A 25,557-nucleotide genomic window follows, 5' to 3' on the forward strand; every position below is an offset into this window, starting at 1 on the left:
CCGACCCCGTTCCGGCACGCCGGCGCCCGCCCCGCCGGCCGTGCCGAGCACTCCCCGTCGGCGTAACGTCCCCATATGTATGAACTCGGGCAGACGCGGCGCAGCCATCGCCGCGTCTCCGAGGGGAGCAGAAGGCATGACCGCTACGGGAGATCCGGCCCTCGACGCCGACGCACTCGATGCCGCGTTCGCCGAGACGGTGCGCCGGACCGGCGCGTCCATCGGCGCCCTGTACCTGCTCGCGCCGGACGGACGCCTGCTGTGCCTGGACGTGCTCAGCGGGGTCCCGGTCGAGTTCGCCTCACCGTGGACGAGGGTCCCGCTGGCCTCCCCGGCACCCGTGGCCGACGCCGTCCGCGAGGACCGTCTGGTGTGGGTCGGCAGCCAGGAGGAGATGGTCCGCTCCTATCCCCGTACCGCGGTGGCGCTGCCGTACCCGTTGGCGCTGGTGGCGGCGCCGGTGACCGGCGCACGGCCGTGGGGCTCCCTGCTGCTGATGTGGCCGGCCACCCGCCCGCCGTACATGACGCAACGGGAGCGGGGCAACATCAACTCCAGTTGCCGGCGGCTGGCGCGGTTGCTGGAGGAAGCCGCCGAGCGCGGCGGCACCCGCCGGGCACGGCCGCGTGCCGTCTCCGCGGGGACCGGGCGCAGGGCGGCGCCCGAGCCGGCCGTCGCCGACTTCGTCGATCGGCTGCCCGGCGGCAGCTGCGCCCTGGACCTGGAGGGGCGCATCACCTACGTCAGCTCCGGCGCCTGCGAACTGCTCGGCCGGGAGGCCGGTCAGCTGCTTGGCACCCTGCCGTGGCAGTCCGTGCGCTGGCTCGACGACCCCGCCTGCGAGGACAGCTACCGTGCCGCGGTGATCAGCCGGGAGCCCGTGTCCTTGAGCGCGTGCCGCCCGCCGAACCACTGGCTCGACATCCACCTGTACCCGGACGCCAGCGGCATCAGCGCCCGAATCGTCCCCGCCGGCGCCCCCGGGCCGCCGGCGCCGGCGCCCCGCCGGACCACGCCCACGGCCGTACCGGCCCGTGCCGGCCGGCTGTACCAGCTGACCCACCTGGCCGCCGGCCTGACCGAGGTCGTCGGTGTCCAGGACGTCGTCGATCTGGTCGCCGACCAGATCATGCCCGCCTTCGGCGCCCAGGGCCTGGTCCTGTCCACCGCCGAAGCCGGCCGGCTGCGCATCACCGGCCATCGCGGCTATCCCGCCGAGACCATCCGGCGCCTGGACGGCCTCCCTCTCGACACCACCTTCACCCCGGCAGGACAGGCCCTCGGCAGCGGCATCCCCGCGTTCTTCGCGAACCCGGAGGAGATGCGCCGCACCTACCCCGAGGCACCCGTGGTCAGCGGGAAGAAGGCCTGGGCCTTCCTGCCGCTGATCATCTCCAGCCGACCCGTCGGCGTCTGCATCCTGTCGTACGACAGCCCGCACGAGTTCCCGGCCGAGGAACGCGCCGTCCTGACCTCGCTCGCCGGACTCATCGCCCAGGCCTTCGACCGCGCCCGCCTGTACGACGTCAAACACGACCTCGCCCACGGCCTGCAGCAGGCGCTGCTCCCGCGCGGCCTGCCCGCGCTCGACGGCCTGCGGGTCGCCGCCCGCTACCTGCCCGCCACCCGGGGCATGGAGATCGGCGGGGACTTCTACGATCTGATCCGGCTCGGCGACAGCGCCGACGCGGCGGCGGCCGTCATCGGCGACGTCCAGGGCCACAACGTCGCCGCCGCGGCCCTGATGGGGCAGGTGCGTACCGCCGTCCACGCCCACGCGACCCTGGGCACGCCCCCCGACCAGGTCCTGCACCGGACCAACCGGCTGCTCGCCGAACTCGCCCCCGACCTGTTCACCAGCTGCCTCTACGTCCACCTCGACTTCGCCCGCGAACGGGTGTCCCTCGCCAGTGCCGGCCATCCTCCGCCGGTGCTGCGCCTCCCCGACGGCGGCAGCCGCGCCGTCGTCGTCCCGCCCGGACCTCTCCTGGGCGTCGACCCCGACGCCGTCTTCCCGCTCGTCGAGATCCCGCTGACCCGGGGCATGCTGCTCGCCCTCTACACCGACGGCCTCGTGGAGACACCGGGCACCGACCTGGAGGACGCCATCACCCGCCTCGCGCGGCACCTCGCCGACGCCGACGACAGGGATCTGGACGGCCTCATCGACACGCTGCTGAGCAAGGCCGAGACCACCGCCCAGCGCATCGACGACATAGCCCTGCTCGTGCTCCAGCGCGAATAGCGCGGCTTGAACCGTGAGCGCCGCTCACGCCGTCCGGAGCGCCGGTCCGATCTGGCGGCGGCGCAGTTCCTCCAGCGTGGCCTGCTGTCGCCTGGCCCGTTCGAGGAGGCTGTCGAGTAGGTCCGGGTCGAGGCGCTCCTCGCCGTCGGCGAGATCGCGCAGCGTCTGCCATACGGCCGCCTTGCCCTCCACGCCCACCCGCAGCGCCTCCAGCTCCAGCAGCGGGCTCAGCGGGGAGCGCCGTACGAGCCGGCCGTTGCTCTTCAACCGCCCCGCGCGCTCGGCCACCCGCCCGGCGTAGATCTTGTAGTGCCGCACCGGGATGTCGAGGCGCTCCATGATCTCGATCAGGATGGCCCGGTCCTCGGTGATCTCGTCGGAGATCGGCTCCATCGCCGCGGCGAGGTCCGTACCCCGGTGCGACCGGGTCATGTGGCGGGCCCGCTCGGCACCGCCGGTGGCGCCCGCCAGATGGTCGTTGAGGTAGACGCCCAGCAGGGACGCACCCGTGTGGTGGGTCCGGGCGGGGGAGCGGGTGCCGGAGCGCGTTCGGTGGTTCATGGCGTGTCCCTTCGCGCGGGGCCGATGAGGTGGTCGCGATTGGCAGGTATGTGCGCCGGGTGCCCGTCGACCTGGCGAGGAAACGCAGGTCATCGGGGAGACACGCCCCGTCGTCGGGCTCGCTCGGCCGCGTTAAATGCGTTGCCGCCGCCTCGCCGGGTCTGTTGCACTGCACGGACCCGTAGTCGGAAGACCAGGAGCGAAGATGCGAACTGCGTGCATGTCCCCTCAGGAAGGAATCACCCCCTCGTCAAAGGACATGACGCTTCGTGCACTTGCTCAACCTCGGAATTCTCGCCCATGTCGACGCAGGTAAGACCAGCCTGACCGAGCGTCTGCTGCACTCGGCCGGAGTGATCGACGAGATCGGCAGCGTCGATGCCGGGAGCACACAGACCGACTCCCTCGCCCTGGAGCGACAGCGCGGCATCACCATCAAGTCCGCTGTGGTGTCGTTCGCGTTGGACGACGTGACCGTCAACCTCATCGACACCCCGGGCCACCCGGACTTCATCGCCGAGGTGGAGCGGGTGCTCGGGGTCCTCGACGGTGCCGTGCTGGTCGTCTCGGCCGTCGAGGGCGTCCAGCCGCAGACCCGCGTCCTGATGCGCACGCTGCAACGCCTGCGCATCCCCACGCTCGTGTTCGTCAACAAGATCGACCGACGCGGTGCCCGGTACGACGCCGTCCTGCGGGCCGTCTCCGAACGGCTCACCGCTGCCGTCGTCCCGATGGGCACGGCCACCGCACTCGGCACGCCCGGCGCCGGCTTCCTGCCCGGCCTCGGCACGGCCGCGCTCGACGTCCTCGCCGACCTCGACGACGACCTGCTGACCGAGTATGTCGAGGGCGAGGTCACCGACGACCGGCTCCGTGCCGTCCTCGCGGCCCGGACCCGGCAGGCCCTCGTCCACCCGGTGTACTTCGGCTCCGCCATCACGGGCGCCGGAGTGGACGCGCTGACCGACGGCATCAAGGAACTGCTGCCCGCCGCGGGCGGCGACCGGGACGGCCCGGTCTCCGCCACCGTGTTCAAGGTGGAGCGTGGCCCGGCGGGGGAGAAGGTCGCCTACGCGCGGATGTTCTCGGGAACGCTGCGAACCCGGGACCGGATCCGCTTCGGCGACTCCGGCCCGTCCGCCGAACCGGGCGACGACGTCGACCTCGCGCACAGCGAGGCCACGCCCGACCCCGACGACACCCGCACGGAAGGCCGCGTCACGGCCATCAGCGTCTTCGACCGGGGCACCGACGTCAGGGACGACCAGGCCCCGGCGGGCCGGATCGCCAGGCTGTGGGGCCTGGCCGACATCAGGATCGGCGACACGATCGGCGAACCCCGCAAGGTGTACGGGCACTTCTTCTCCCCGCCCACCCTGGAGACGATCGTCGCGCCGGCCGACGGCGTGGACCGGCGGGCCCTGCACCGGGCGCTCACCCGACTGGCCGAGCAGGACCCGCTGATCGACCTGCGCCACGACGAGGTCCGCCAGGAGACCTTCGTGTCCCTCTACGGCGAGGTACAGAAGGAGGTCATCCAGGCCACGCTCGCCGACGACTTCGGCCTCGACGTCACCTTCCGCGAGACGACACCGCTGTGCGTCGAACGACCCGTCGGCTCGGGCGCGGCGGTCGAGTTCAACAAGAAGGACGGCAACCCCTTCCTCGCCACGGTCGGCCTGCGCGTCGACCCCGCGCCTGCCGGGTCCGGCGTGGAGTTCCGGCTGGAGGTGGAGCTCGGCTCCATGCCGTACGCCTTCTTCAAGGCCGTGGAGGAAACCGTCCGCGAGACCCTCGGACAGGGCCTGCACGGCTGGCAGGTCCCCGACTGCACGGTCACCATGACCCACTCCGGCTACTCGCCCCGGCAGAGCCATGCCCACCAGGGCTTCGACAAGAGCATGTCCAGCACCGGCTACGACTTCCGGGGCGTGACCCCGCTGGTCCTGATCGAGGCGCTGCGCCGGGCCGGCACCCAGGTGCACGAACCTCTCCACCACTTCCGGCTGGAGGCCCCGAGCGACACCCTGGCCGTGCTCCTGCCGGTACTGGCCAGGTTGCGTGCCGCACCGCAGACCACTGAGACCCGGGACGCCGACTGCCGGCTGGAGGGGACGGTGCCCGCGGCCCATGTGCACGAACTGGAACAGCAGTTGCCGGGGCTGACCCGCGGCGAGGGCGAGCTGGAGAGCGCCTTCGACCACTACGCACCCGCCCCGCGTGGCACGCTCCCGGAGCGCCGCCGCACCGACCTCAACCCGCTGAACCGTAAGGAGTACCTGTTGAACCTGACGCGCAGAGTGGGCAACTGAGCTGACAGGGAACCAACTTACTCGTGAGTCAGAAGTATTGACGGTGTCCTGATATCACCGGACTGTAGTGGACATGCCGAACATTCGGACGCGTCTACTGGTTGTCCTGGTCGTCCTCTTCGGATCCCTGTCGGTGGCGGGCCCCCCCCCCCCCCCCGCCCCCCCTCCCCGACTCCCTCTGGTTCGACCAAACGCCCCTCACCGTACGGAACGGCCGCTTCGTCGACGGCAACGGCCGCGAGGTCGTGCTGCGCGGCTACAACGTCTCCGGTGAGACGAAGCTGAAGGAGAACAACGGTCTGCCCTTCGCGTCGACCGCCGACGCGAGGAAGTCCGCGACCGCGCTGCGCGCCCTCGGCGGCGGCAACTCGGTGCGCTTCCTGCTCTCCTGGGCCTATGCGGAGCCCGTGCGCGGCCAGGTCGACATCACCTACCTTGCGAAGGCCACCGACCAGATACGTGCCTTCCTGGACGCCGGGATCCGCGTGTACCCGGACTTCCACCAGGACCTCTACTCCCGCTGGCTGTTCGACACGGACAGTTGGTACACCGGCGACGGCGCCCCCAAATGGGCCGTCGACCTCGGCGACTACCCCGACGAGTACTGCGGGATCTGCCCGTTCTGGGGTCAGAACATCACCTCGAACGAAGCCGTGAAGCAGTCGACGTACGACTTCTGGCACAACGAGTACGGCCTCCAGGACGCCTTCCTCGACACCGCTCAGAAGACGATGACGTACCTGAGGCAGAACCTCACCGCCGACCGGTTCGCGGGCGTCGTCGGCTTCGACCCGTACAACGAGCCGCACGCCGGCAGCTACGACTCCGGGCAGACCAGCCGCACCTGGGAGCGTGACGTGCTCTGGCCGTTCTACGAGAGGTTCCGCGCCCGCATGGACGCGGCCGGCTGGCAGGATAAGCCGCTCCTCGCCGAGCCGAACCTCTTCTGGAACGCCAACCTCGACTTCCAGAAGCAGGAGGGCGGACTGCTCGACACGGGCACCCTCGGCCCGCGCTACGTCTTCAACACCCACTTCTACGACCAGAAGGCCATCTCGGGCATCTTCATGTGGGGCAAGGCGGAGGACGGGCAGTACGCGGGTGACTTCGGGACCGTCCGCGACCGCGCCGCCGCCACCGGCACGACCGCGATCATCAGTGAGTTCGGGCACCCGCTGACCGGATCGGTCTCCGACAAGGCGCCGACGGTGTACAAGGCGATGTACCAGGCCCTCGACTCCCGTGTGAAGGGCGCGAGTTGGTGGTCGAACCCGGCGGGCTCCGGTCCGGTCCTCTCCGGCTCCCAGTGGCAGTGGGACGTCTACAACGGCCGCCACCACGAGCTGATGAACGACAACCCGGACAAGGTGCAGACCTCGGGCGACGCCTGGAACGGCGAGGACCTCTCCGCCGTACGCCTCGACGACTCGGGCACACCGGTGCTGCGGCAGGATGCCCGACTGCTCGACCGGGTGTACCCGAGCGCCACCTCCGGCACGACGGTCGCCTTCACCTACGAGGACCGCTCCCGGGACGGCTCCACGACCCTGACCTGGAATCCGGTGCCCAGCTCACTGGCCAACGTGGCGCAGTTGGTTGGCTCGGGACAGTACGGGCTGCTGCTCTGGCGCTCGAACAGCGGCACGGCACCGACCGAACTGCACCTGCCGGCCACCTTCCCGACCGCGTCCACCACCGTGGTCTCCGACCTCGGCACGGCGTACGCGCCCCCGTCCTACGGCTCGGCCACACCGGTCGGCGTGGCCGCGGAACCCGGCGGCACGGGCAGCCGCCGGCTGCTGCTCACCGACACCGACTCCGGCGTCCTGCACTACGCGCTGGTCACGAACGGAGCGACCGCTCCCTCGACCGCACTGCTGACCGCCGCACGGTCCGAGCTCTCCACCTGGGCCGCGCAGAAGGCCGGATGAGAAACGCCGTTTGACCCTCCCCTTACGTCAGGCTGCACGCTGTACCTCGACGAAAGGGCAGGTGAATGAGCTACTCCGTGGGGCAGGTCTCGGCCTTCGCCGGGGTGACCGTGCGCACGCTGCACCACTACGACCGGGCGGGACTGCTCTCGCCCGGCGGCCGCAGCGGCGCCGGTTACCGGCTGTACGACGACGCCGACCTGGCCCGGCTCCAGCAGATCCTCTTCTACCGCGAACTGGGCTTCTCCCTGGACGAGATCGCCGAGATCCTGAAGGACCCGCAGGCGAACGCCCTGGAATATCTCCGGTCCAGGGTGGGGCGGTTGACCGAGGAGATCGGGCGGCTCCAGCGGCTGGCGGAGGTCGCCGAGCAGGCGATCGAGGTCCAGCAGACGGGTGTGGCACTGACCCCGGAGGAACGCTTCGACGTCTTCGGCGAGATCGCCTTCGACCTCTCCTACGCCACCGACGCCCAGCTCAAGTGGCAGGACTCGGCGGGTCAGAAGGAGTCCATGGCCCGTGCAGCCGCCCACACCAAGGAGGACTGGCGGCAGCTCATGGGGGAGGCCGCGGCCTGGCGCGCGGAACTGCTCGCGGCCTTCGACGAGGGCGAGCCGGCCGACGGGGAGCGGGCGACGGACCTCGCCGAGGAGCACCGGCTGCACATCGCCCGCTGGTTCACCACCTGTCCGTCGGACATGCACCGGCGCATCGCGGACGACTTCGCCGCCGATCCGCGCGCCTTCGCGCTCGTCGTGCCGCCGTCGCAGCAACGGCCGGGCCTCGCCGCCTATCTGTGCAGGGCCGTCCACGCGAACGCGGCCCGCCGGGCGGACCCTGAGGAGGAGGACGGATGAGGATCCTGATCGCCGCCGCCGGATCACGCGGTGACGTCGCCCCGTACACCGGGCTCGGCGCGGGCCTGCGGGAGGCCGGACACGACGTCGCCCTGGCCACGACGGACACCTTCGCACCCCTCGTGAGGGAAGCGGGACTGGAGTTCCGGAGCCTGCCCACGCGGCCGCAAGGGCACGGGAGCGTCCAGGGCAGGCGTGAACTGATGCGCGCCGCGGCCGAGTTCGTCACCGACCTCGGTCAGGGCTTCGCCGACGCGGTGGACGGGCACACGGACCTGCTTCTGCTGTCGACCACAACGGCCCCGCTCGGCCTGCACGTGGCCGAGGCCATGGGCGTCCCGGCCCTCCGCACATACCTCCAACCCAGCGCGCCGACCGGTGACTTCCCGCCCACGGTCATGGGCACCCGCTCCTTCGGCCGCCTCGGCAACCGCGTCGCCGGCCGTTTCGCCCTGCGCATGGCCGATCGCGTCTACACGGATGCCGTCACCGCGCTCCGCCGACGCCTGGACCTGCCCCCGCTGACGCCCACCGCGATACGCCGGCGCCAGGAGCGGGCCGGCCGGCCAGTCCTGCACGGCTTCAGCACGGCGCTGGTGCCGCGTCCGTCCGACTGGCGCGAGGGACTCGACGTCGTCGGGAACTGGTGGCCGTATCTCGCCCCCGACCGGCGGCTGCCCGCCGACGTGGAGGAGTTCCTCGCGGCCGGAGCGCGCCCGGTGTTCGTCGGGTTCGGCAGCATGGCGGCCGGTCACGGCGAGCGGCTGAGCGAGATCGCCGTCGAGGCGCTGCACAGTGCCGGGTTGCGCGGCATCGTCCAGGCCGGCAGCGCCGGACTCGCCGTCGACGCGGACGACGTCCTGACGATCGGCGACCTGCCGCACGCGTTGCTGTTCCCCAGGGTCGCCGCGGTGGTGCATCACGCCGGGGCGGGCACCACGGCGGCCGCGTTGCGCGCCGGGGCGCCCTCGGTGCCGGTGCCGGTGACGGCGGACCAGCCCTTCTGGGCGGCACGGCTCGCCTCGATCGGCGCGGGCACCGGTCCGATCCCCTTCGCCTCGCTCACCGCGGGGCGGCTCACGGACGCGCTCGGCCGTGTTGTACGGCAGCAGGCGTACGCCCGTGCCGCCTCGGTCGCCGCACGGCACATAGCGACCGAGGACGGGGTGGGAGCGGTGCTGAAGGCCCTGGGCTGATCAGCCCGCCGAAGGACTCGTCCAGCCGCTCTGCACATGGCCCAGCCGGACCCGCTGCGGGTGGTCGCCGACCGGGACCGACACCTGCTTCTGCCCGGTGGCGAAGTCGATGGCCGTGACCTGGTCGGTGCCGCTCTCGGAGACCACACAGGACTTGCCGTCACCGCTGACCGTGGCCCAGTAGGGCTTGGAGGCGGTGACGAGCGGCCCCTCCTGGAGCGTCGTGCGGTTGACGACGGTGGCGTAGTCGTCCATCGTCCCCGCGACGCACAGCTTGCTGCCGTCCGGGCTCATCGAAATGCCGTGGTGGCGCGAGTCGTTGACGAACGTGGTGCGGTCGTCGCTGGTCGCCGGGTTCTTCGGCAGGGTCTTGGTGCGGGTGATCCGGTCGGTGGCCAGGTCGTACTCGAAGAAGCCGTTGAAGAACGACACCTGGAAGTACAGCTTCGACTCGTCCGGCGAGAAGACGGCGGGCCGCACCGCGTCGGAGTAGTCCGTCAGGCCGATCGCGTCCAGTTTCGGGCGCATGTCGATGACCTTGACCTGCTGGTACGTGTTCGCGTCGACGACCGTGATGCGCCGGTCGCCCTTCGTCCAGTCCAGCCAGGGGGCGTCGGTCTGCGTGTTCACGTCGCCGATCGCCATGTTGTAGATGTACTTGCCGTCCTGGGTGAAGATGTTCTCGTGCGGCTTGTCGCCGGTTCCGAACTTGCCCAGCTCCCTGCCGCTGTCGATGTCCAGGACGTGCACGGTGTTGGAGGTCGAGGCCGACACGGCCACCCGCTTGCCGTCGGGGGAGACCGCCATGTGGTCGGCGCGGTAACCGGACACGGGGAAACGCCAGTTGACCTGACCCGTGGCCAGGTCGAGGGACACCACGTCGGCGAAGCTGGGGCGCGAGACGACGACCGACTTTCCGTCCGGCGTCGAGTACATGTCGTCGACGAACTGGTCGTGGCCCTCGCCGACGCTGTTGCGGATCGCCATGAAGTAGATCCACTTGATGGGGTTCGCGTTGATCTCCGCCATCCGCTGGTCCTTGTCGGGGACGACGTTGATACGGCCGATCTTCGCGAAGTCGCCGGACGACTTGATGACGTCGGCGGTGCCGTCCCAGTTGTTGCCGACGAAGAGCACCTCGCGCAGCGCGGCGGCGGAGGAGTCGGCGGCCGTGGCGGCGGTCGCGGAGGCGGAGACGGTCAGGGCGAGGGCGGCGGCTACGGAGCACAGGTGCCTGGTTCTGATGGCAGGCATGACTGCTCTCTTCCTCTGAAGGGGGGTGGGCATCATGAGTGGGGCATGCCAAAGCAGAGCGTCGAATCTGAACACAAGTGCTTTCAGAGTCAACTTACTGAAAAGTAAGGAGGGGGTGCCCTTCTCCACAAGACTGCGTACACGACAAAATTGATCGTCGGGACGGCGAGGCGGCGGGAGGACAGCGTGGCGGGCAGGATCAAGGCGCCCACCGGCCGCTACGGCGGCAAGTCGGCCGAGGAGCGACAGGCCGAACGGCGACGGCGCTTCCTCGACGCGGCGCTGCAACTGTTCGGCGACGGCCCGGGCTTCAGAGGGACGACCGTCGCGGCGCTCAGCGAGGCCGCCGGGCTGTCGACGCGTCAGTTCTACGAGGAGTTCCGCACCCTGGAGGATGTGCTGGCCGCCCTCCACCTCCAGGTCAACGGATGGGCGGAGGAGGCAGTGCTGGGCGCGGTCGCCGAGGCGGAGGACATGCCGCTCGCCGAACGCGCCACCGTGATCTTCCGTGCCTACGCCGCGAACGTCACCTCGGACCGGCGGCGCATCCGCATCACCTTCGTCGAGATCATCGGCGTCAGCCCCCGCCTCGAGGAACAGCGCCTCGCGCGCCGCGCCCGCTGGATCGACCTCGTCTGCGCCGAGGTCGCGGGCGCGGTGGCCCGGGGGGAGGCGGCGCCGCGCGACTACCGGCTGGCCGTGACGGCGTTCATCGGCAGCGTCAACGGGCTGCTGCACGACTGGAGCGCGGGGTGGGTGGACGCGACCCTGGACGAGGTCGTCGACGAACTCGTCCGCATCCTGCTCGGCATCCTGCAACCGGTGGGACCCCGGCTCACCGGGCCCTGAGGGCGGGCGGTGGCGCCGACGGAGCCTCAGTCGACGGAGCCTCAGTCGCCGAGTCGGTGCACGGCCTCCAGTACCGGAGCCGTGCCGTCCTCGGCGCGCAGCCCGTCCGCCAGGGCGCGGGCGCGGTGTCCGTAGGACGGGTCGCCGGTCGCCTGCCGTAGAGCCGCTGCCAGCGCGTCGGCCGTGAGCCTCCGCAGCCCCAGGACGCGCGGTGCGACGCCGAGCGAGACCAGACGGGCGCCCCAGAAGGCCTCGTCGAACTGGATGGGCACCGGCACCGCGGGCACCCCGGCGCGCAGCCCGGCGGCGGTCGTGCCCGCGCCGCAATGGTGGACCACGGCCGCCATCCGCGGGAACAGCGCCGAGTGCGGCACCTCGTCGATGGTCAGAACGTCGTCCCCGGCGGCGGCCAGACCGCCCCAGCCCCGCTGGATCACCGCCCGCAGCCCGGCCGCACGCACCGCGCGCACCACCTCCGCGCTGAGCCCAGCGGGATCGGGAACGGTCGCGCTGCCCAGGCCCACGAAGACCGGCGGCGGCCCCGCATCGAGGAAGTCCCGCAGCTCGGGCGGGAGTTGAGCCGGGCCGTCGTACGGCCACCAGTACCCCGTCACGCGCAGGTGCGGGCCCCAGTCGTGCGGCTTGGGCACCACCAAGGGACTGAAGCCGTGGAGCACGGTGTCGGCCGGCCGGCATCGGCGCGCCCCGCGGACCCTGTCGCGAGGCAGGCCGAGTCGTGCGCGCGCGTCGGGGACGGCCGTGGAGAATACCCGCTCGATGGCCAGGTTGACGGCATGTCCGCCGACCCGGTTCGGCAGGCTTCCCCAGGAGCCGCCACCGAGCATCGCCGGTGCGAACTCCCGCGTGGGCGCCAGCGGTTGGAGCGGCAGTTCGATGCTCGGCAGGGACAGGCCCTCGGCGATGACACGTCCCAGCGGTGCGGTGGACGGGGCCAGGAGCAGGGCGTCGCTCGACCGCGCGGCGGCCAGCATGTCGTCCGTCAGCGATCCGGCCAGGCTCCGCGCCAGCCCCACCACGCGCACGAGCTTGCCCAGGCCGGTGCCGCTGCGGTGCAGGTTTCGCCCGCGCTCGGACTCCAGCTCCGCCCGTGGATCCAGCGGCAGCGGATGGAACCGTACGCCCGAGTCCGCGACCAGCCGCTCGAAGCAGCCGTGCGTCACCAGGGTCACCTCGTACCCGGTCCGCGACAGGGCGTGGCCGAGTCCGGTGTAGGGAGCCACATCGCCCCGTGAGCCCGCAGTCATGATCGCCACTCTCACCTCGCCAGTATGGGGGCGCGGGCCCTCGTGAGCGCCAACTGGACGCGCGAACGGGCGACTTCAAGTCTGTCCGATCCGTTGACTTGCGCCCTCGCACGGTTCTAACTTCGGCGCCACACGTTCGGGTTTCCGAATCATGTTCGAAATTACGAACCCATCTTTCCCTGCTTTCCCGCGCCAAGGAGCCGCATGTACCCCCCACCCCGCACCGACCTCGCCCGCCGCTTCAGATCCGCCGTCACCCGCGTCCTGGTGCTCGCGCTCGCCGCGACGGCCGCGCTGCTCTTCGCAGCACCCGCCCCGGCCCGGGCGGCGACGACGGCCCGGCAGATCCCGGTGCCCGCCGCCCCCATGGGCTGGGCCTCCTGGAACGCGTTCGCCGCGAAGGTCGACCACGGTGTGATCAAGCGGCAGGTCGACGCGTTCGTGGCGGCGGGGCTGCCCGAGGCCGGCTACGAGTACATCAACATCGACGAGGGCTGGTGGCAGGGCACCCGGGACGGCGCCGGCAACATCACCGTCGACGAGACGGAGTGGCCGGGCGGGATGAATGCCATCGCCGACTACATCCACAGCAAGGGCCTGAAGGCCGGCATCTACACCGACGCCGGCAAGGACGGCTGCGGCTACTACTTCCCCACCGGCCGCCCGGCCGCGCCCGGCTCGGGCAGCGAGGGCCACTACGAGCAGGACATGCTCCAGTTCTCCCGCTGGGGCTTCGACTTCGTGAAGGTCGACTGGTGCGGCGGCGACGCCGAGGGCCTCGACCCGAGGACGACCTACCAGGCGATCAGCGACGCCGTGGCCTCCGCGACCGCCACCACCGGCCGCCCGCTCGCGCTCTCCCTGTGCAACTGGGGCTACGACAACCCCTGGAACTGGGCCCCCGGCATGGGCCCGATGTGGCGGACGAACACGGACATCTTCTTCCACGGCGGCACACCGTCGTACGGCAACGTCCTGACCGCCTTCGACCGCAACATCCACCCCACGGCCCAGCACACCGGCTACTACAACGACCCCGACATGATGGTCGTCGGCATGACGGGCCTGACCGCCGCCCAGAACCGCAGCCACATGAACCTGTGGGCGATCTCCGGTGCCCCGCTGCTCGCCGGAGTCGACCTCACCACCCTGACCGCGGAGACGACGGGCATCCTCACCAACCCCGAGGTCATCGCCGTCGACCAGGACCCGCGCGGCCTCCAGGGAGTCGAGGTCGCCGAGGACACCACCGGCCTCCAGGTGTACGGCAAGGTCCTCGCCGGCAGCGGCAACCGCGCCGTCGTCCTGCTCAACCGCACCTCGACCACCCAGAACATGACCGTGCGCTGGTCCGACCTCGGCCTGACCAACGCCTCCGCCACCGTCCGCGACCTGTGGGCCCGGCAGAACGTCGCCACCACCGGCACGAGCTACACCACCGGCGTGCCCGCGGGCGGTTCCGTGCTGCTCACCGTCACCGGCGGCACCGAACAGTCCGCGAGCACCTACAGCGGCACGTCGGGCTTCTCCGGCGTGGTCGCCGGAAGCGCCGGACTGAAGACGGTCGAGGTCTCCTACACCAACAACACCTCCACGGCCCGCACGGCCACACTCACCGTCAACGGTCAGACCCCGACCAAGGTCTCCTTCCCGCCGACCGGGTCCACCGCGGGCAACATCTCCGTCAGCGTCTCCCTCGCCAAGGGCAACGCCAACACGATCGCCTTCACCGGCGCCCCGGCCCTCGAAGGCATCGTCGTCCGGCCGGTGCCCGGCAGGAACGGCACACTGATCACCGGCACCGGGTCCGGCCGCTGCATGGACATCGACGACAACACCATCGCCAACGGCACCGACGCCCAGCTGTGGGACTGCACCGCCGGCCAGAACCAGGTGTGGCAGTACCACAGCACCCGCAAGGAACTCGTGGTCTACGGCAACAAGTGCCTCGACGCCTACAACCTCGGCACCACCAACGGCACCCGTGTCGTCATCTGGGACTGCAACGGCCAGAACAACCAGAAGTGGAACCTGAACAGCGACGGCACCCTCACCAACGTCAACGCCGGGCTCTGTCTCGACGCGTACGGCGCGGCCACGGCCAACGGCACGAAACTGGTGCTGTGGACCTGCAACGGCCAGGACAACCAGAAGTGGACGGTGAGCTAGCGCCGGCCTAGGCGAGGCACACGACCAGGACGCCGAGGGCCACGGCGCACGTCAGCAGCCAGGCCGCCAGCAGCCGGCGCCGCAGGTCGCGGTAGGTCGCCTCGTACTCGTCCCGCAGTCTCCCGGCACGCTCCGCGGTGTGCTGCCAGGAGACGCGGGCGAGTGCTAGGTACTCCGCCTCGAACCGCCGCTCCACCTCGCCCCGCTGGGCGTCCGTCAGCCAGTGCAGCGGGGCACTGAACCGCGCGGCGGCCGTGCGGCCCTCCTCACGGGTCGCGGCGAGCAGCAGATGCCCCTCGATGTCATTGAGGAACGTGTCGTTCAGGCCCTTTTCATTGAGGTACTTGTCGGTGAGGCTCACAGGGTGGTCAGCTCCTTCTGCCGCTCCGGGGCGTGATGCAGGTCGAACGCCGGGGATTCGGAACGGATCCGCGGCAGAGCACGGAAGTTGTGCCGCGGCGGCGGGCAGGACGTCGCCCACTCCAGCGAGCGCCCGTAACCCCACGGGTCGTCGGCCTCGACCTTCTTGCCGTATTTCGCGGTCTTCCAGATGTTGTAGAAGAACGGCAGCAGCGATGCCCCGAGCACGAACGAGAACACGGACGACAGCGAGTTGAGCGTGGTGAGCCCTTCCACCGCCAGATAGTCCGGGATTCGGCGTTGCATGCCGTTCACGCCCAGCCAGTGCTGGACCAGGAAGGTGCCGTGGAAGCCGACGAACAGCGTCCAGAAGGTCATCTTGCCCAGCCGCTCGTCGAGCATCCTGCCCGTGAACTTCGGCCACCAGAAATGGAATCCGGCGAACATCGCGAAGACGACGGTGCCGAAGATGACGTAATGGAAGTGAGCGACGACGAAATAGGTGTCGGAGGTCGGGAAGTCCAGCGGCGGCGAGGCGAGCATGACGCCGGTGAGGCCGCCGAACACGAACGTGACCAGGAATCCGAAGGCCCAGAGCATCGGTGTCTCGAAGGACAACGAGCCCTTCCACATCGTTCCGATCCAGTTGAAGAACTTCACGCCGGTCGGTACGGCGATGAGGAACGTCATGAAGGAGAAGAACGGCAGTAGGACGCCGCCGGTGACGTACATGTGGTGCGCCCACACCGTCACGGACAGACCCGCGATGGCGATGGTCGCCGCGATCAGACCCATGTAGCCGAACATCGGCTTGCGGGAGAAGACCGGGATGACCTCACTGATGATGCCGAAGAACGGCAGCGCGATGATGTACACCTCTGGATGGCCGAAGAACCAGAAGAGGTGTTGCCACAGCAACGCTCCTCCGTTCGAGGCATCGAAGACGTGGGCGCCGAACTTGCGGTCCGCCTCCAGCGCGAAGAGCGCCGCCGCCAGGACGGGGAAGGCGAGCAGGACGAGCACCGCGGTCAGCAGCACGTTCCACACGAAGATCGGCATGCGGAACATGGTCATGCCCGGCGCACGCATGCAGATGATCGTGGTGATGAAGTTGACCGAGCCGAGGATGGTGCCGAAGCCGGAGAAGGCCAGACCCATGATCCACAGGTCGGCGCCGATGCCCGGCGAGCGGACCGCGTCCGACAGCGGGCTGTAGGCGAACCAGCCGAAGTCGGCGGCACCGTCGGGGGTGAGGAAGCCACCCACCGCGATGAGCGAGCCGAACAGGTAGAGCCAGTAGGCGAACATGTTCAGCCGGGGAAAGGCGACGTCCGGCGCGCCGATCTGGAGCGGCATGATCCAGTTCGCGAAACCGGCGAACAGCGGCGTCGCGAACATCAGCAGCATGATCGTGCCGTGCATCGTGAACGCCTGGTTGAACTGCTCGTTCGACATGATCTGAAGACCGGGCCGGGCGAGCTCGGCGCGCATGAACAGCGCCATCACGCCACCGAGGCAGAAAAAGGCGAACGACGTGACCAGGTAGAGCGTGCCGATGGTCTTGTGATCCGTGGTGGTCAGCCACTGGACGGCCTTGAAGTCTTTGATCCTCTTCACGCCCCGCCTGTGTCCGCACCCCACCCGCACGTCACACTCGACGGACGCGACGAGAATCACGGAAGAGGGTGTGACGATCCGGCGGGTGCCGGACACGAACCGAACATGAGCAACGACGAGACCTTCGCCGCTGCCTATCGCGAGCACTACTGGGCGGTCAGCCGCTATGTCGCGCGGCGACTGGACGGGCGCATGAGTGAGGTCGAGGAGGTGGTGGCGGAGGTGTTCACCGTGGCGTGGCGCCGCCGGGCCGACCTCCCGGCCGTCCCGCTGCCCTGGCTGTACGGCGTGGCACGCAACTGCCTGGCGAACGCGGTACGCGGCTACGGACGCCGGCGGCGGCTGGTCGACCGGATGGGCAACGACGACGCCGCGCACGGCCGGCACATCGTGGCCAGCCCCGACACCGAAGCGCCCGGCGCCTGGGTGCACGAGGCGCTGGCCCGGCTGTCGGCCGCCGACCAGGAGGTGCTGCGGCTGACGGCCTGGGAGGAACTCGGCGTCGACGAACTCGCCGTCGCCCTCGGCTGCGGAAGCCGGGCCGCCTCGATGCGGCTGCACCGCGCCCGCCGCCGGCTGCGAGCCGAGATCGACCGTGTGAGCCCCACGACCGTGCCCAAGGAACGAAGCCATGGCTGACGAACTCGAACTGTTGCGCCGAGCCAACCCCGTACCGGTCGACGGCCCGCACTACGGCGACGGCCCGCTGGACCACAACGCCGAACGGCACCTCGACCGGCTGCTGCACGAGCGCCCGCCCGCTCCCCGCCGCCGCACCCGGCTGGCCTGGGGACTCGCGGCCTCGGCCGTGGTCGCCGCGCTGGTGTCGGCACTGCTGTTCACCGGGCAGACCACCGCGCCCGCGGCCGCTGCCCCACGCCCACTGATCGTGCGGGCGGACTCCACGCCCGTGCCCATGGCGCGGCTGGCCGAGCGCGCAGAGCAGGCGGCGTCGGCGGACTCGCCCGCGCTGCGCAAGGGCACGCACGTGCAGTCATGGAGCCTGGCCATGAGCGACCGGAAGCCACCGATCACCCTCCCGCAGGAGACGATCGTGCGCTGGAACGCCGACGACAGCCACACGGAGCTCGTCGTCGCGACCGACCCGCGCCACCCCGGCCGGCCGGTCCTCACCGACGAGGACGGCAAACCGCGCCTGGTCGACGACGGCCACATCCTGAGCAACCGGACCTACCCGCCGAGTTGGAGCGACGCCCCGCCCTCGTCCCCGCCGCCGCACGACGCGGCTGCCCTGCACGACTACCTGGAGGAGGCCGAGCGCGCCTTCCTGGCGGACCACACGAAGCCGCTGTCCACCGCCGAACTCCTCGACGCCACCCGGATCCTGCTGGACAACTGGACCCTCGGCCCCCGCGAGTCGGCCGCGCTGGCCGACCTGCTGGCGGACGCCGAGGGGCTACGGCCCGTCGGTCAGGTCACGGACCGCCTGGGCCGGCGCGGACAGGCGTACGTCTACGACGGTGAGGACAACCGTCGGATGCTGATCATGGACGCCGCCGACGGTTCCGTCCTGGGACTGGAGCAGACCTTCACCAGGGACGACCCCCCGTTCGGCGTGAAAGCCGGCGATGTGATGACGTACAGCGCCTGGATGCGCTGACCGGGGGCAGCTGCCGGGGCCGGGCCGACCGCAGCGCCCTGCGCGACAGGGCGCCGGACATCAACCGGCCCGCCACGGCGATCGGCCAGGCCCGCCGAGGCCGGGCGGGACGAGTCCGGCCCGCTGCCGCGCGTGCCCTGAAGGTCCAGGTCAACCGGGCCGAGACCTGGACCTTCGGCCACGTCCTGCCTACTCGTCCCATGCCTCGATGATGATCTGCTCGGAGATCTTGCCGTCGCGCAGCGTGATCATCGACTCGGACATCACGCGCACACCGTCCGCGTACTCGCAGGACTCGCTGTAGGCGGCGCGGTCGCCCTGGACCACGCATCCCTCCAGCTTGTGCGTCATGTCGCGGCTGTAGACGTCGGTGAGCATCTCGGCGATCTGGTTGCGGCCGCTGACCACCTTCGGGTGGCTCGGCTGCGCGTTGCGGTTCACGAGGCGGATCTGCGCGTCGTCCGTGTACAGGGAAAGAAGCGTGTCCGCGCTCTGGCCTTCCACGGCCCGGCGAAGTGTCTCTGTGTCGAACGACGGAGTTGCGGTTGTGCCCATGGTGACCTCCTCCGAGGCCCGCGGCATGACGAGGGGCGGCCGCGAGGGCCTCACCTCCGAGCGTCCTCCGCGACGCGGGGCTCGGCAAGCGCTGCCGGTGCGCTGGGCCTGACGGGTGAGGGGCGCCGGCCGGCCGTGTCCGGCGGCGGGCCGACGGCGTTGGTCTTTTCATGATCTCAACACGACGTATCGCCACCGCCGTTGGTCTCGCGGCCGGCCTCACCGGCCTCGCCGCTCCGTTGGCGAACGCGGCCCCGGTGGACCCCCCGAACGCCGGCATGCTCAACCCCGTGACCACCCTCGACTCCCTCGCGGCCACCGGAGTGCCCGCGGACCGCAGGGCCAAGATGCCCCGGCCCTCCGAGCAGCTGACCCGCCTCGACCAGCTCAAGGAGCTGAACCGGGCGCAGCGCCCGCAGCAGTTCCGGCCGGTCGACACCCCGGTCACCAGGATGCTGCCCGCAGTCGACGTCTGAGTCGCCGCACGCCCGCACACGGAAGGGCCGCCCGAATGCCGGGCGGCCCTTTTGCGTGTGCCGAGAGTGACGAGGTGTCTACACGGTGGCGTCGAGGAAGTGGAAGCCGGGCCTCGGATGCATCAGGAAGTCGTGGTGGGAGATGTTCCACGCGTACGCCCCCGCCAGCGCGAACGCCACCCGGTCCCCGGCCCGCAGCCCGGCCGCCGGCACCCGGCGGGCGAGCACGTCCTTCGGCGTGCACAGCTGCCCGGCCAGGGTGATCCGCTCGCCCTCGGCCGCCGGGCGCGGCCAGGGAGATGGCCAGGCGTCGACCGGCAGCACGGAACAGGGCTGGTCGTGCCCCTTGGTCGCCGGGGTCCGCAGATGATGGGTGCCGCCCCGGACCACGGCGAACTCCTCACCGTGGCTGTGCTTCACGTCCAGCACCTCCGTGGCGTACCAGCCGCAGTACGCCGTGAGCGCCCGGCCCGGCTCGATGCGCAGGGTCAGCCGCGGATGCCGCTCGATGAGCCGGGCGAGCCCGGTGCCGTAGGCGGCCCAGTCGAAGCGGTGCTCGGGGTCGCCGTAGTCGACGTGCATGCCGCCGCCGACGTTCACCTCGCCGAGCCGGACCCCGAGGTCCGTCGCCCACGTGACGACGGACTCGGCCACCGCGACCTGCTCCGCGGCCTCCAGCCCGCTCGCCAAGTGGGCGTGCACGCCGACCGGTTCGAGCTGCGGGAACGCGCCGTCGGCCAGCTGCCGGATCATCGGCTCGGCCCGTGCCGGGTCCATGCCGAACGGGGTGGGACGACCGCCCATCGCGAGCGAGCTGTTCGCCAGCGAGCCGTCGGCCACCGGCAGGTTGACCCGTGGCAGGACCGCCACCCGTCGCCCCGGCGCGTCCCGGCGGGCCAGCTCGGCGAGCATGCGCAGTTCGTGCTCGCTCTCCACGTGAAAGCGCTCGACTCCCTGCTCCAGCGCGGCGGTGATCTCGTCCGGCGTCTTGCCCGGACCGCCGAAGGCGAGCGGGCGCCCCGGAACGGCCTTGGCGACATGGGCGAGTTCACCGCCCGAGGCCACCTCGTAGCCGTCGACGAACGGGCCGAGCGCGGTGAGGATCTCCGGCTCGGGGTTCGCCTTGGCGGCGTAGTACAGCTCGACCCGCTCGGGCAGGGCGTCCCGGACGGTGGCCGCGTGTGCGCGCAAAGCTGCCAAGTCGTAGACATACGCGGGTAGTTCGGTCGCGGGCAGAGTCAGGACGCGGTCGCGGACCGCGGCCGTGGGCTGTGTCATCGGGCGGCGCTCCCGGTCGTGTCACGGAGGATGTCCTCGGCCAGCGGGGACGGCAGCCGGACATAGCCCGCCTCCCGGTCCGCCTTGCGCTCCCAGCGGGTGAGGAGATTGGCCTTGGCGGGCAATGGCACCCCGGCGAGGAGAGCGGCCATCCGGGGCGGGCAGCCGTGGGCCTCGGCATGCGCCCGGAGCGTGTCGCGCACCCGGGCCCACAGGGCGGCCTCCGCCTGCGGGTACAGGTCGGCGAGGGCGGCGAGCAGCTCGGCGACATGGTTGACCAGCAGGCAGTAGACGACCCGGTCCCAGCCGCGCTGCGCGTCGTACGTCAGCGGGCCCGCGACCTCGGGCGGCAGCGCGTCGAGGGTGGCCTGGTGGTGCGCCGGGACCAGCTTGGTGCCCTCCAGGTCGCGGAAGAGCACCTGCGCGGGGCGGCCGTCGCCGTCGACGCAGATCAGCACGTTCTGGAGGTGCGGTTCCAGGACGATGCCGTGGTCGAAGTAGGCGGACAGGACCGGCGGGACGAGGAGGTCGAGATAGGCCGACCACCAGTCGAGGGCCGCCCGCTCGTCGGCCCCGGCGAGAAGCCGCGAGATGTGCGCCCCGCCGGTCGGGTACTCGTCGGCGACGGCCGCCGCGAGCAGGGGAGTGGTGCCCGGGGCGAGCCGGTCCCGCAGGCCCTCGCGGACGATCACACCGAAGCCCTCCAGCAGTGCGCGGTCCGGTGTGCCGTCGGGGCCGGGCAGGGCGAGCGTGCGGTAGGCGGGCTCGCGGAGCATGTCGCTGCCGGGGAAACGCGCGGCGAGATCGGCGAACGCCGGGGCCAGGGCGCGGGTCAGGGCGACGGCACCGGACAGCTCGTAACTGCTGTTCTTGCGCAGGCAGTTGGTGATGCGCACGTTCAGGCTGAACTTCAGGAACGTCTCCCCGTCGTACAGCGTGCGCACCGAGGCGGTGGCGGCGAACGGGGCGCCGCCGGGGCCCAGGTCGAGGACGTCGCCCCGCTCCAGGGCGGCCCGCAGCAGCGGATGCCCGCGCAGCGTCTCGAACTGCCAGGGGTGGGCGGGCAGCAGCCGGTAGCCGTCGGGAACGTCCGGGCGCTGCGCGTCCAGGGGCGCGACGGACGCGGGGTCGGTGTACTCCTCGGCGATCAGACCGCTGCGCACGGCGAGATGCCGCAGCGGGAAGGTCGCGCCGACCTCGGGGGCGTACGCGGACCAGGCGCGCGGGTCGCCGGTGCGGGCCTTCGGGGTGGGGTGGAAACGGTGGCCGAAGACGAGGGACTGCTCGGAGGCGAGATAGGCGGAGAGCCGGTCCAGCGGGGTGTGGGGCGGGCGCGTGACGGTGAGCGCCGTCGCGACGGCCCCGTGGCTGGAGGCGATCTGCTGCAGGAACTCCTCGTTGCGCACACCCGTCCGCAGCCACAGCTCGTCGTGCGTGTACTCGGCCAGTCGGCGCCAGTCCACCTCCGTCCAGACGCCGCCCCGCTGCTCGCTCACCGGCCCGGTGAACCGGTGCGCACCGAGCAGGGACGTACGACGCAGGGCGACGCGCAGCAGCACGCCGCGGCGTGGCAGCCGCAGCAGCAGACGGCCGGCGGTGACGACGCTCTGGCGCTCGGGGCCGGAGACCTCGCGCAGCAGGCAGTTGAGGAGCGTGTGGGCCACGACCTCGTCGGCGGAGGGCAGTTCGGCGGAGGTGACCGGGGCGGTGCCCTGCTCGGGGAGCGTGTCGGTCAGGGAGGGCATCAGCGGCTCCAGCGGGTGCGCGGGTGCGGGGTGGGCAGGAGAACGGCCGTGACGGAGGCGGCGGCACCGCCGATCAGCACGGGTGCGGCCGGCCCGAAGCGGACGCCGCCCGCGACCGCGTCGGCCTTGGAGAAGGAACGGCGGGGTCCGACGCTCACGGCGAACCCCCGCTCCGCAGTAGATAGTTGGGGCCGCTGGTGTAGTGCTTGTTGATGTCGGCCGCGCCCGACCGCTCCTTCGAGAGCAGGGTCCCGGCCGTCACCATCGCCTTGACCGGCAGCTCCCGCGCGTGCAGGACTCGGGCGCGCAGGACGTCCGCCGCGTCGCCGCCGAGCCGGTCGAGGGACTCCGTCAGCCGGTTCCGTACGAGGTCGAGGAGTGCGCGGCGCTGCCGGGGGAGCCCGAAGGCGTACGCGCCCGCGCACAGATGCAGAGTGATCGTGGTGAACAGGTCGGCGACCGGCCCGTCGTCCGTGCCGAGGATCCGGGCGTCGTCGAAGGCCCACGGGCCGCGGAGCGCGGCGTGCAGCCGCTCGGTGTTGACGCGCGGCCCGTCGTTGTCCTTGAACAGCAGCCGCAGACCGTCGGACGTCAGCACCAGGGAGATGTTCTGCTGGTGCGACTCCAGTGCGATGCCGCGGCCGAACAGGGTGGTCTGCCAGTCGAACAGCACGGTGAGTACCGAATCCAGCAGCGCGAGGGGGTCGCCGCCGTGGAAGCGGTCGGCGAGGTGGTCCAGTACCGGTCGCCCGTCGGGGGCCTCCGCGAGAAGCGCCGCCATCGGCACCACCACGGCATCGTCGAGGCCGGCCGGGTAACGGCGGCAGAGCACCGCGAGCAGCTCGTGCCCGGCATGGGCGTACGTCGTCTCGTCGGCGTGCAGGATCACGCCCCTGAACCGTGGCTCGCGGTCGATCACCGCCTCGATCAGCCGCTGCCCGACGGCACCGTCGACGAGTGTGCCCGGCTTGACGGTCCGCTTGTTGCGCAGGCCCAACGTGGCGGTGGCGAGGGGCAGTTTGAGATGCACGGACGGATCGGCGACCGTCGCCACCGTCCGCATGGACAGCGTCGGCACGACCTCCAGATGGGCCCGCTCTGCGAGCACCGCCCCGTCCGGCAGGCGGGCGGCTCGCAGGGCGTCGACGGTCAGCGGATGCACGGGCAGCATGACGTGGCCGCCGCTCGGATTCGTGAGCCCGAGGGCCTCGGGAGTGGGCCAGAAGTCCGGCAGTGTGCCCGAGAAGGTGACGGTGTCTCGCGGCACGGCGATCCAGCGCAGCCGAAAGGAGGGTTGGAACTCCGGTGCGAATGCCCGCAGTTGCGTCTCGTCCAGCCCCGAGCGACCGCGCGCCGTCGGATAGACGGGATGGTCGAGCCGGGCGGCGAGCGTGTCGTACGCCAGGCTGCCCGCGAGGCCCGTCCCGAAGGTCAGCCGCCGCATGACCTCGTCCCGCGTCTCCGCGTGCAGCCGCATCGTCACCAGCGTCTGACGGCACTCCTCGGCGAAGGCGTCGAAGCCACCCCGGTCCTCCGGTTCGGCGAGCAGGCGCAGAGCGCCGAGCACGCTGTCGCACGACGACAGTTCGGCGCCGTCCGACTCGCGCACGAGCAGCGGCAACCGGGCGGCGTACACGCCCTGGAAGCCGTCCTCGGTGACGGGCAGCAGCAGTGCGTCGTCCGGCACGGGCAGGCGCACCCAGTCGCCGTCGGGGCGCCGCACCGGTGTGCCCCGGCTGCGCAGCCCGACCACATCCTCGCGCAGGAGGGCGCCGAGGACGCGGGTGAGCAGCTCCGCCTCGCAGGTGTCCGTGGTGGTCGTCGGCGCGGTCACGGCTGGATCTCCCAGCGCCGCCCGGCCAGGAACTCCGCCACCGCCCGGTCCACCGCCGGCTGGTCGGTGCCGGTGGCGCGCAGGACGCCGAGGTAGTCGCGGTTCGTGCGGTACAGCTCGTGCCGCTCGCCGACCGCGCGCAGCGGACGGTACGTCAGATGTGCGCCCTCCACGTCCAGTTCCGTGGCCGGGGGAGCGTCGACGAGGGTTCCCGCGCGATCGGCGCACGGATAGTCCAGGCGGGCGGCGCCGTCCCTGCGGGCATCGAGGTCGGCCGGCAGGGGCTCGCCCAGGTGGGTGCGCAGGATGTGCTCGAAGAGCGGGATCTCCAGCAGCCGCGCCAGGAGCAGGTCGCACTGGTCGCCGATGGCACGGTAGTTGACCTCGATGATCCGCGCCCGCCCCGCGCGCACCACGAACTCGGTGTGGCACGCCCCGAACCCGACGCCCAGCGCGTCCAGTTGCTCCAGGACCTGCGCGACGACCGGCCCGGGATGGGCGGGGACGAAGGTGAGGCGCTCCTCGACGAAGTACGGCGGTGGGGACAGCTCGGTGCGGAAGCCGCCCAGGACATGGCGGACGCGCCCGTCGCCGAGGGTCTCCAGGGTGAACAGGTCGCCGGGGAGGTACTCCTCGACGAGCAGGGCGGCACCCGGGCGGCGCTCCAGGATCTCCTTGGCGTGCGCCACGAGTTCCTCCGGGCCGTCGACGAGGACGACGTCCTCGCTGGCCACGCCCTCGCGAGGCTTGAGCACACACGGGTACGGCGCGTCGCCGGGTGCGACCGGTTCGGTCAGCTCGGTCGACCACACGGTGTCCACGCCGGCCGCGGCGAGCCGACGGCGCATCTCGGCCTTGTCCTTGCAGCGCAGAGCGGCCCGCCAGTCCTTGCCGGGCAGGCCGAAGTAGTCGGCGGCCAGGGCGGCCTGGGTCTGGAGATGGTCGCTGTTGGTGAAGACGGCGTCGGGTCGGTGATGGGTGGAGACACGGCTGATCACGGCCCGGAAGTCACGCACGTCGCACTCCAGGACCTCGATGTCCGGGTGGGCGCGGCGGTGGGCCGCGGGCTGGTCGGTGAGGACGGTGACGTCCAGGCCGAGCCGTGCCGCGGCGGGCAGGAAGCCCTCGGAGACGGCGTCGGTCGGGTTGAGGGCGAGCAGGTACAGACGCATGGAGATGAACTGACTTCCGCTGAGCGGGTGAGGGGTCGCGGGCCGCGCCCGGAGAGGGGTCCTGTCGGGAACCGTCATCGGGCTCGCGGCCGGCGCCGGAGGAGGAGCGGGGCGTGCCAGAGGGCACGGAAGGGCACACCGATCGGTGTGCCACGTCGGGTCGCGGTCACAAACGGTGAGCTTAGGGTAGCCTTCCTTTGTCTCTCAAATGCCGCGCGATCACTGGGGTGTTCGGGGTCGTCGACTCGCCCGCGAGTAGC

20 protein-coding genes and 1 pseudogene are annotated in these 25,557 nt (G+C 71.2%); 10 read left to right on the forward strand and 11 right to left on the reverse strand.

Annotation, left to right across the window (positions count from 1 at the left end):
- Nucleotides 1-136 precede the first annotated feature (136 nt).
- Nucleotides 137-2,245 carry a SpoIIE family protein phosphatase gene (locus tag PGH47_RS39420; protein WP_271667454.1) on the forward strand — a complete coding sequence of 703 codons (2,109 nt, stop codon included), beginning with the start codon at nucleotides 137-139 and terminating at the stop codon, nucleotides 2,243-2,245.
- Between the two features lie 24 nt (nucleotides 2,246-2,269).
- Here PGH47_RS39420 and PGH47_RS39425 read toward each other — a convergent pair whose 3' ends face one another.
- Nucleotides 2,270-2,806 carry a hypothetical protein gene (locus PGH47_RS39425; RefSeq protein WP_271667455.1) on the reverse strand — a complete coding sequence of 179 codons (537 nt, stop codon included), beginning with the start codon at nucleotides 2,804-2,806 and terminating at the stop codon, nucleotides 2,270-2,272.
- Nucleotides 2,807-3,075: 269 nt separating this feature from the next.
- On the opposite strand from PGH47_RS39425, the gene PGH47_RS39430 reads away from it, so the two are divergent.
- The 4 genes and pseudogenes from PGH47_RS39430 to PGH47_RS39445 all read left to right on the forward strand — a co-directional run bounded on the left by PGH47_RS39430 (nucleotide 3,076) and on the right by PGH47_RS39445 (nucleotide 9,102).
- Complete coding sequence (locus PGH47_RS39430; protein ID WP_271667456.1) at nucleotides 3,076-5,118, forward strand: elongation factor G; 2,043 nt, start codon at nucleotides 3,076-3,078, stop codon at nucleotides 5,116-5,118.
- 73 nt (nucleotides 5,119-5,191) lie between these two features.
- A pseudogene (locus PGH47_RS39435) lies at nucleotides 5,192-7,049 on the forward strand (cellulase family glycosylhydrolase).
- Between the two features lie 65 nt (nucleotides 7,050-7,114).
- Entirely contained in the window at nucleotides 7,115-7,906 is a 792-nt protein-coding gene (locus tag PGH47_RS39440; protein WP_271667457.1) for a MerR family transcriptional regulator, read from the forward strand.
- The gene (locus tag PGH47_RS39445; RefSeq protein WP_271667458.1) at nucleotides 7,903-9,102 is read left to right on the forward strand and encodes a glycosyltransferase; all 1,200 of its coding nucleotides are present in this window, start codon (nucleotides 7,903-7,905) and stop codon (nucleotides 9,100-9,102) included. The genes PGH47_RS39440 and PGH47_RS39445 overlap by 4 nt, the downstream gene beginning before the upstream one ends.
- Here PGH47_RS39445 and PGH47_RS39450 read toward each other — a convergent pair whose 3' ends face one another.
- The gene (locus tag PGH47_RS39450; protein WP_271667459.1) at nucleotides 9,103-10,356 is read right to left on the reverse strand and encodes a YncE family protein; all 1,254 of its coding nucleotides are present in this window, start codon (nucleotides 10,354-10,356) and stop codon (nucleotides 9,103-9,105) included.
- Nucleotides 10,357-10,542: 186 nt separating this feature from the next.
- On the opposite strand from PGH47_RS39450, the gene PGH47_RS39455 reads away from it, so the two are divergent.
- Complete coding sequence (locus tag PGH47_RS39455) at nucleotides 10,543-11,205, forward strand: TetR/AcrR family transcriptional regulator (RefSeq protein WP_125523926.1); 663 nt, start codon at nucleotides 10,543-10,545, stop codon at nucleotides 11,203-11,205.
- A 41-nt stretch (nucleotides 11,206-11,246) separates the two neighbouring features.
- Here the strand turns inward: PGH47_RS39455 and PGH47_RS39460 are convergent, their stop codons facing one another.
- Nucleotides 11,247-12,470, reverse strand: a complete 1,224-nt coding sequence (locus PGH47_RS39460) for a glycosyltransferase (RefSeq protein WP_271667460.1) — start codon at nucleotides 12,468-12,470, stop codon at nucleotides 11,247-11,249.
- Between the two features lie 204 nt (nucleotides 12,471-12,674).
- On the opposite strand from PGH47_RS39460, the gene PGH47_RS39465 reads away from it, so the two are divergent.
- The gene (locus tag PGH47_RS39465) at nucleotides 12,675-14,639 is read left to right on the forward strand and encodes a ricin-type beta-trefoil lectin domain protein (protein ID WP_271667461.1); all 1,965 of its coding nucleotides are present in this window, start codon (nucleotides 12,675-12,677) and stop codon (nucleotides 14,637-14,639) included.
- Between the two features lie 7 nt (nucleotides 14,640-14,646).
- Here the strand turns inward: PGH47_RS39465 and PGH47_RS39470 are convergent, their stop codons facing one another.
- Entirely contained in the window at nucleotides 14,647-15,000 is a 354-nt protein-coding gene (locus PGH47_RS39470) for a hypothetical protein (protein ID WP_271667462.1), read from the reverse strand.
- Nucleotides 14,997-16,616, reverse strand: a complete 1,620-nt coding sequence (ctaD, locus tag PGH47_RS39475) for an aa3-type cytochrome oxidase subunit I (protein WP_271667463.1) — start codon at nucleotides 16,614-16,616, stop codon at nucleotides 14,997-14,999. The genes PGH47_RS39470 and ctaD overlap by 4 nt, the downstream gene beginning before the upstream one ends.
- A gap of 105 nt (nucleotides 16,617-16,721) precedes the next feature.
- Between ctaD and PGH47_RS39480 the strand changes: the two genes are divergently transcribed.
- Both PGH47_RS39480 and PGH47_RS39485 read left to right on the forward strand, forming a co-directional pair.
- The gene (locus tag PGH47_RS39480; RefSeq protein ID WP_271667464.1) at nucleotides 16,722-17,255 is read left to right on the forward strand and encodes an RNA polymerase sigma factor; all 534 of its coding nucleotides are present in this window, start codon (nucleotides 16,722-16,724) and stop codon (nucleotides 17,253-17,255) included.
- The gene (locus PGH47_RS39485) at nucleotides 17,248-18,237 is read left to right on the forward strand and encodes a CU044_5270 family protein (protein WP_271667465.1); all 990 of its coding nucleotides are present in this window, start codon (nucleotides 17,248-17,250) and stop codon (nucleotides 18,235-18,237) included. The genes PGH47_RS39480 and PGH47_RS39485 overlap by 8 nt, the downstream gene beginning before the upstream one ends.
- 189 nt (nucleotides 18,238-18,426) lie before the next feature.
- Here the strand turns inward: PGH47_RS39485 and PGH47_RS39490 are convergent, their stop codons facing one another.
- Nucleotides 18,427-18,792: a nuclear transport factor 2 family protein gene (locus PGH47_RS39490; protein WP_107911117.1), complete on the reverse strand. Its 366-nt coding sequence runs from the start codon at nucleotides 18,790-18,792 to the stop codon at nucleotides 18,427-18,429.
- 170 nt (nucleotides 18,793-18,962) lie between these two features.
- Here PGH47_RS39490 and PGH47_RS39495 point away from each other — a divergent pair, with 170 nt between their 5' ends.
- Nucleotides 18,963-19,268, forward strand: coding sequence for a hypothetical protein (locus tag PGH47_RS39495; protein ID WP_030959550.1), 306 nt, complete (start codon nucleotides 18,963-18,965; stop codon nucleotides 19,266-19,268).
- A gap of 78 nt (nucleotides 19,269-19,346) precedes the next feature.
- Here the strand turns inward: PGH47_RS39495 and PGH47_RS39500 are convergent, their stop codons facing one another.
- Genes PGH47_RS39500 through PGH47_RS39520 form a run of 5 tightly spaced genes read right to left on the reverse strand, consistent with a single transcriptional unit; the run spans nucleotide 19,347 to nucleotide 25,297 of the window.
- Nucleotides 19,347-20,546, reverse strand: coding sequence for a type III PLP-dependent enzyme (locus PGH47_RS39500; protein ID WP_271667466.1), 1,200 nt, complete (start codon nucleotides 20,544-20,546; stop codon nucleotides 19,347-19,349).
- On the reverse strand, nucleotides 20,543-22,291 hold the full coding sequence (locus tag PGH47_RS39505; RefSeq protein WP_271667467.1) for an IucA/IucC family protein: 1,749 nt from the start codon (nucleotides 22,289-22,291) through the stop codon (nucleotides 20,543-20,545). The genes PGH47_RS39500 and PGH47_RS39505 overlap by 4 nt, the downstream gene beginning before the upstream one ends.
- Nucleotides 22,291-22,449, reverse strand: a complete 159-nt coding sequence (locus PGH47_RS39510; RefSeq protein WP_271667468.1) for a hypothetical protein — start codon at nucleotides 22,447-22,449, stop codon at nucleotides 22,291-22,293. Before PGH47_RS39510 ends, PGH47_RS39505 begins: the two co-directional genes overlap by 1 nt.
- The gene (locus PGH47_RS39515; protein ID WP_271667469.1) at nucleotides 22,446-24,125 is read right to left on the reverse strand and encodes an IucA/IucC family protein; all 1,680 of its coding nucleotides are present in this window, start codon (nucleotides 24,123-24,125) and stop codon (nucleotides 22,446-22,448) included. The genes PGH47_RS39510 and PGH47_RS39515 overlap by 4 nt, the downstream gene beginning before the upstream one ends.
- The gene (locus PGH47_RS39520) at nucleotides 24,122-25,297 is read right to left on the reverse strand and encodes an ATP-grasp domain-containing protein (protein WP_271667470.1); all 1,176 of its coding nucleotides are present in this window, start codon (nucleotides 25,295-25,297) and stop codon (nucleotides 24,122-24,124) included. Before PGH47_RS39520 ends, PGH47_RS39515 begins: the two co-directional genes overlap by 4 nt.
- Nucleotides 25,298-25,557 lie beyond the last annotated feature (260 nt).

It is taken from the genome of Streptomyces sp. HUAS 31 (assembly GCF_028198125.1).
GTDB classification, from domain to species: domain Bacteria; phylum Actinomycetota; class Actinomycetes; order Streptomycetales; family Streptomycetaceae; genus Streptomyces; species Streptomyces chartreusis.

Excerpts from the sequence above, each read along its gene's own strand:
- PGH47_RS39420 (WP_271667454.1), top strand. The coding sequence starts at position 137 with ATGACCGCTACGGGAGATCCGGCCCTCGACGCCGACGCACTCGATGCC.
- PGH47_RS39425 (WP_271667455.1), bottom strand. The coding sequence starts at position 2,806 with ATGAACCACCGAACGCGCTCCGGCACCCGCTCCCCCGCCCGGACCCAC.
- PGH47_RS39440 (WP_271667457.1), top strand. The coding sequence starts at position 7,115 with ATGAGCTACTCCGTGGGGCAGGTCTCGGCCTTCGCCGGGGTGACCGTG.
- PGH47_RS39445 (WP_271667458.1), top strand. The coding sequence starts at position 7,903 with ATGAGGATCCTGATCGCCGCCGCCGGATCACGCGGTGACGTCGCCCCG.
- PGH47_RS39450 (WP_271667459.1), bottom strand. The coding sequence starts at position 10,356 with ATGCCTGCCATCAGAACCAGGCACCTGTGCTCCGTAGCCGCCGCCCTC.
- PGH47_RS39460 (WP_271667460.1), bottom strand. The coding sequence starts at position 12,470 with ATGACTGCGGGCTCACGGGGCGATGTGGCTCCCTACACCGGACTCGGC.
- PGH47_RS39465 (WP_271667461.1), top strand. The coding sequence starts at position 12,675 with ATGTACCCCCCACCCCGCACCGACCTCGCCCGCCGCTTCAGATCCGCC.
- PGH47_RS39480 (WP_271667464.1), top strand. The coding sequence starts at position 16,722 with ATGAGCAACGACGAGACCTTCGCCGCTGCCTATCGCGAGCACTACTGG.
- PGH47_RS39485 (WP_271667465.1), top strand. The coding sequence starts at position 17,248 with ATGGCTGACGAACTCGAACTGTTGCGCCGAGCCAACCCCGTACCGGTC.
- PGH47_RS39490 (WP_107911117.1), bottom strand. The coding sequence starts at position 18,792 with ATGGGCACAACCGCAACTCCGTCGTTCGACACAGAGACACTTCGCCGG.
- PGH47_RS39495 (WP_030959550.1), top strand. The coding sequence starts at position 18,963 with ATGATCTCAACACGACGTATCGCCACCGCCGTTGGTCTCGCGGCCGGC.
- PGH47_RS39500 (WP_271667466.1), bottom strand. The coding sequence starts at position 20,546 with ATGACACAGCCCACGGCCGCGGTCCGCGACCGCGTCCTGACTCTGCCC.
- PGH47_RS39505 (WP_271667467.1), bottom strand. The coding sequence starts at position 22,291 with ATGCCCTCCCTGACCGACACGCTCCCCGAGCAGGGCACCGCCCCGGTC.
- PGH47_RS39520 (WP_271667470.1), bottom strand. The coding sequence starts at position 25,297 with ATGCGTCTGTACCTGCTCGCCCTCAACCCGACCGACGCCGTCTCCGAG.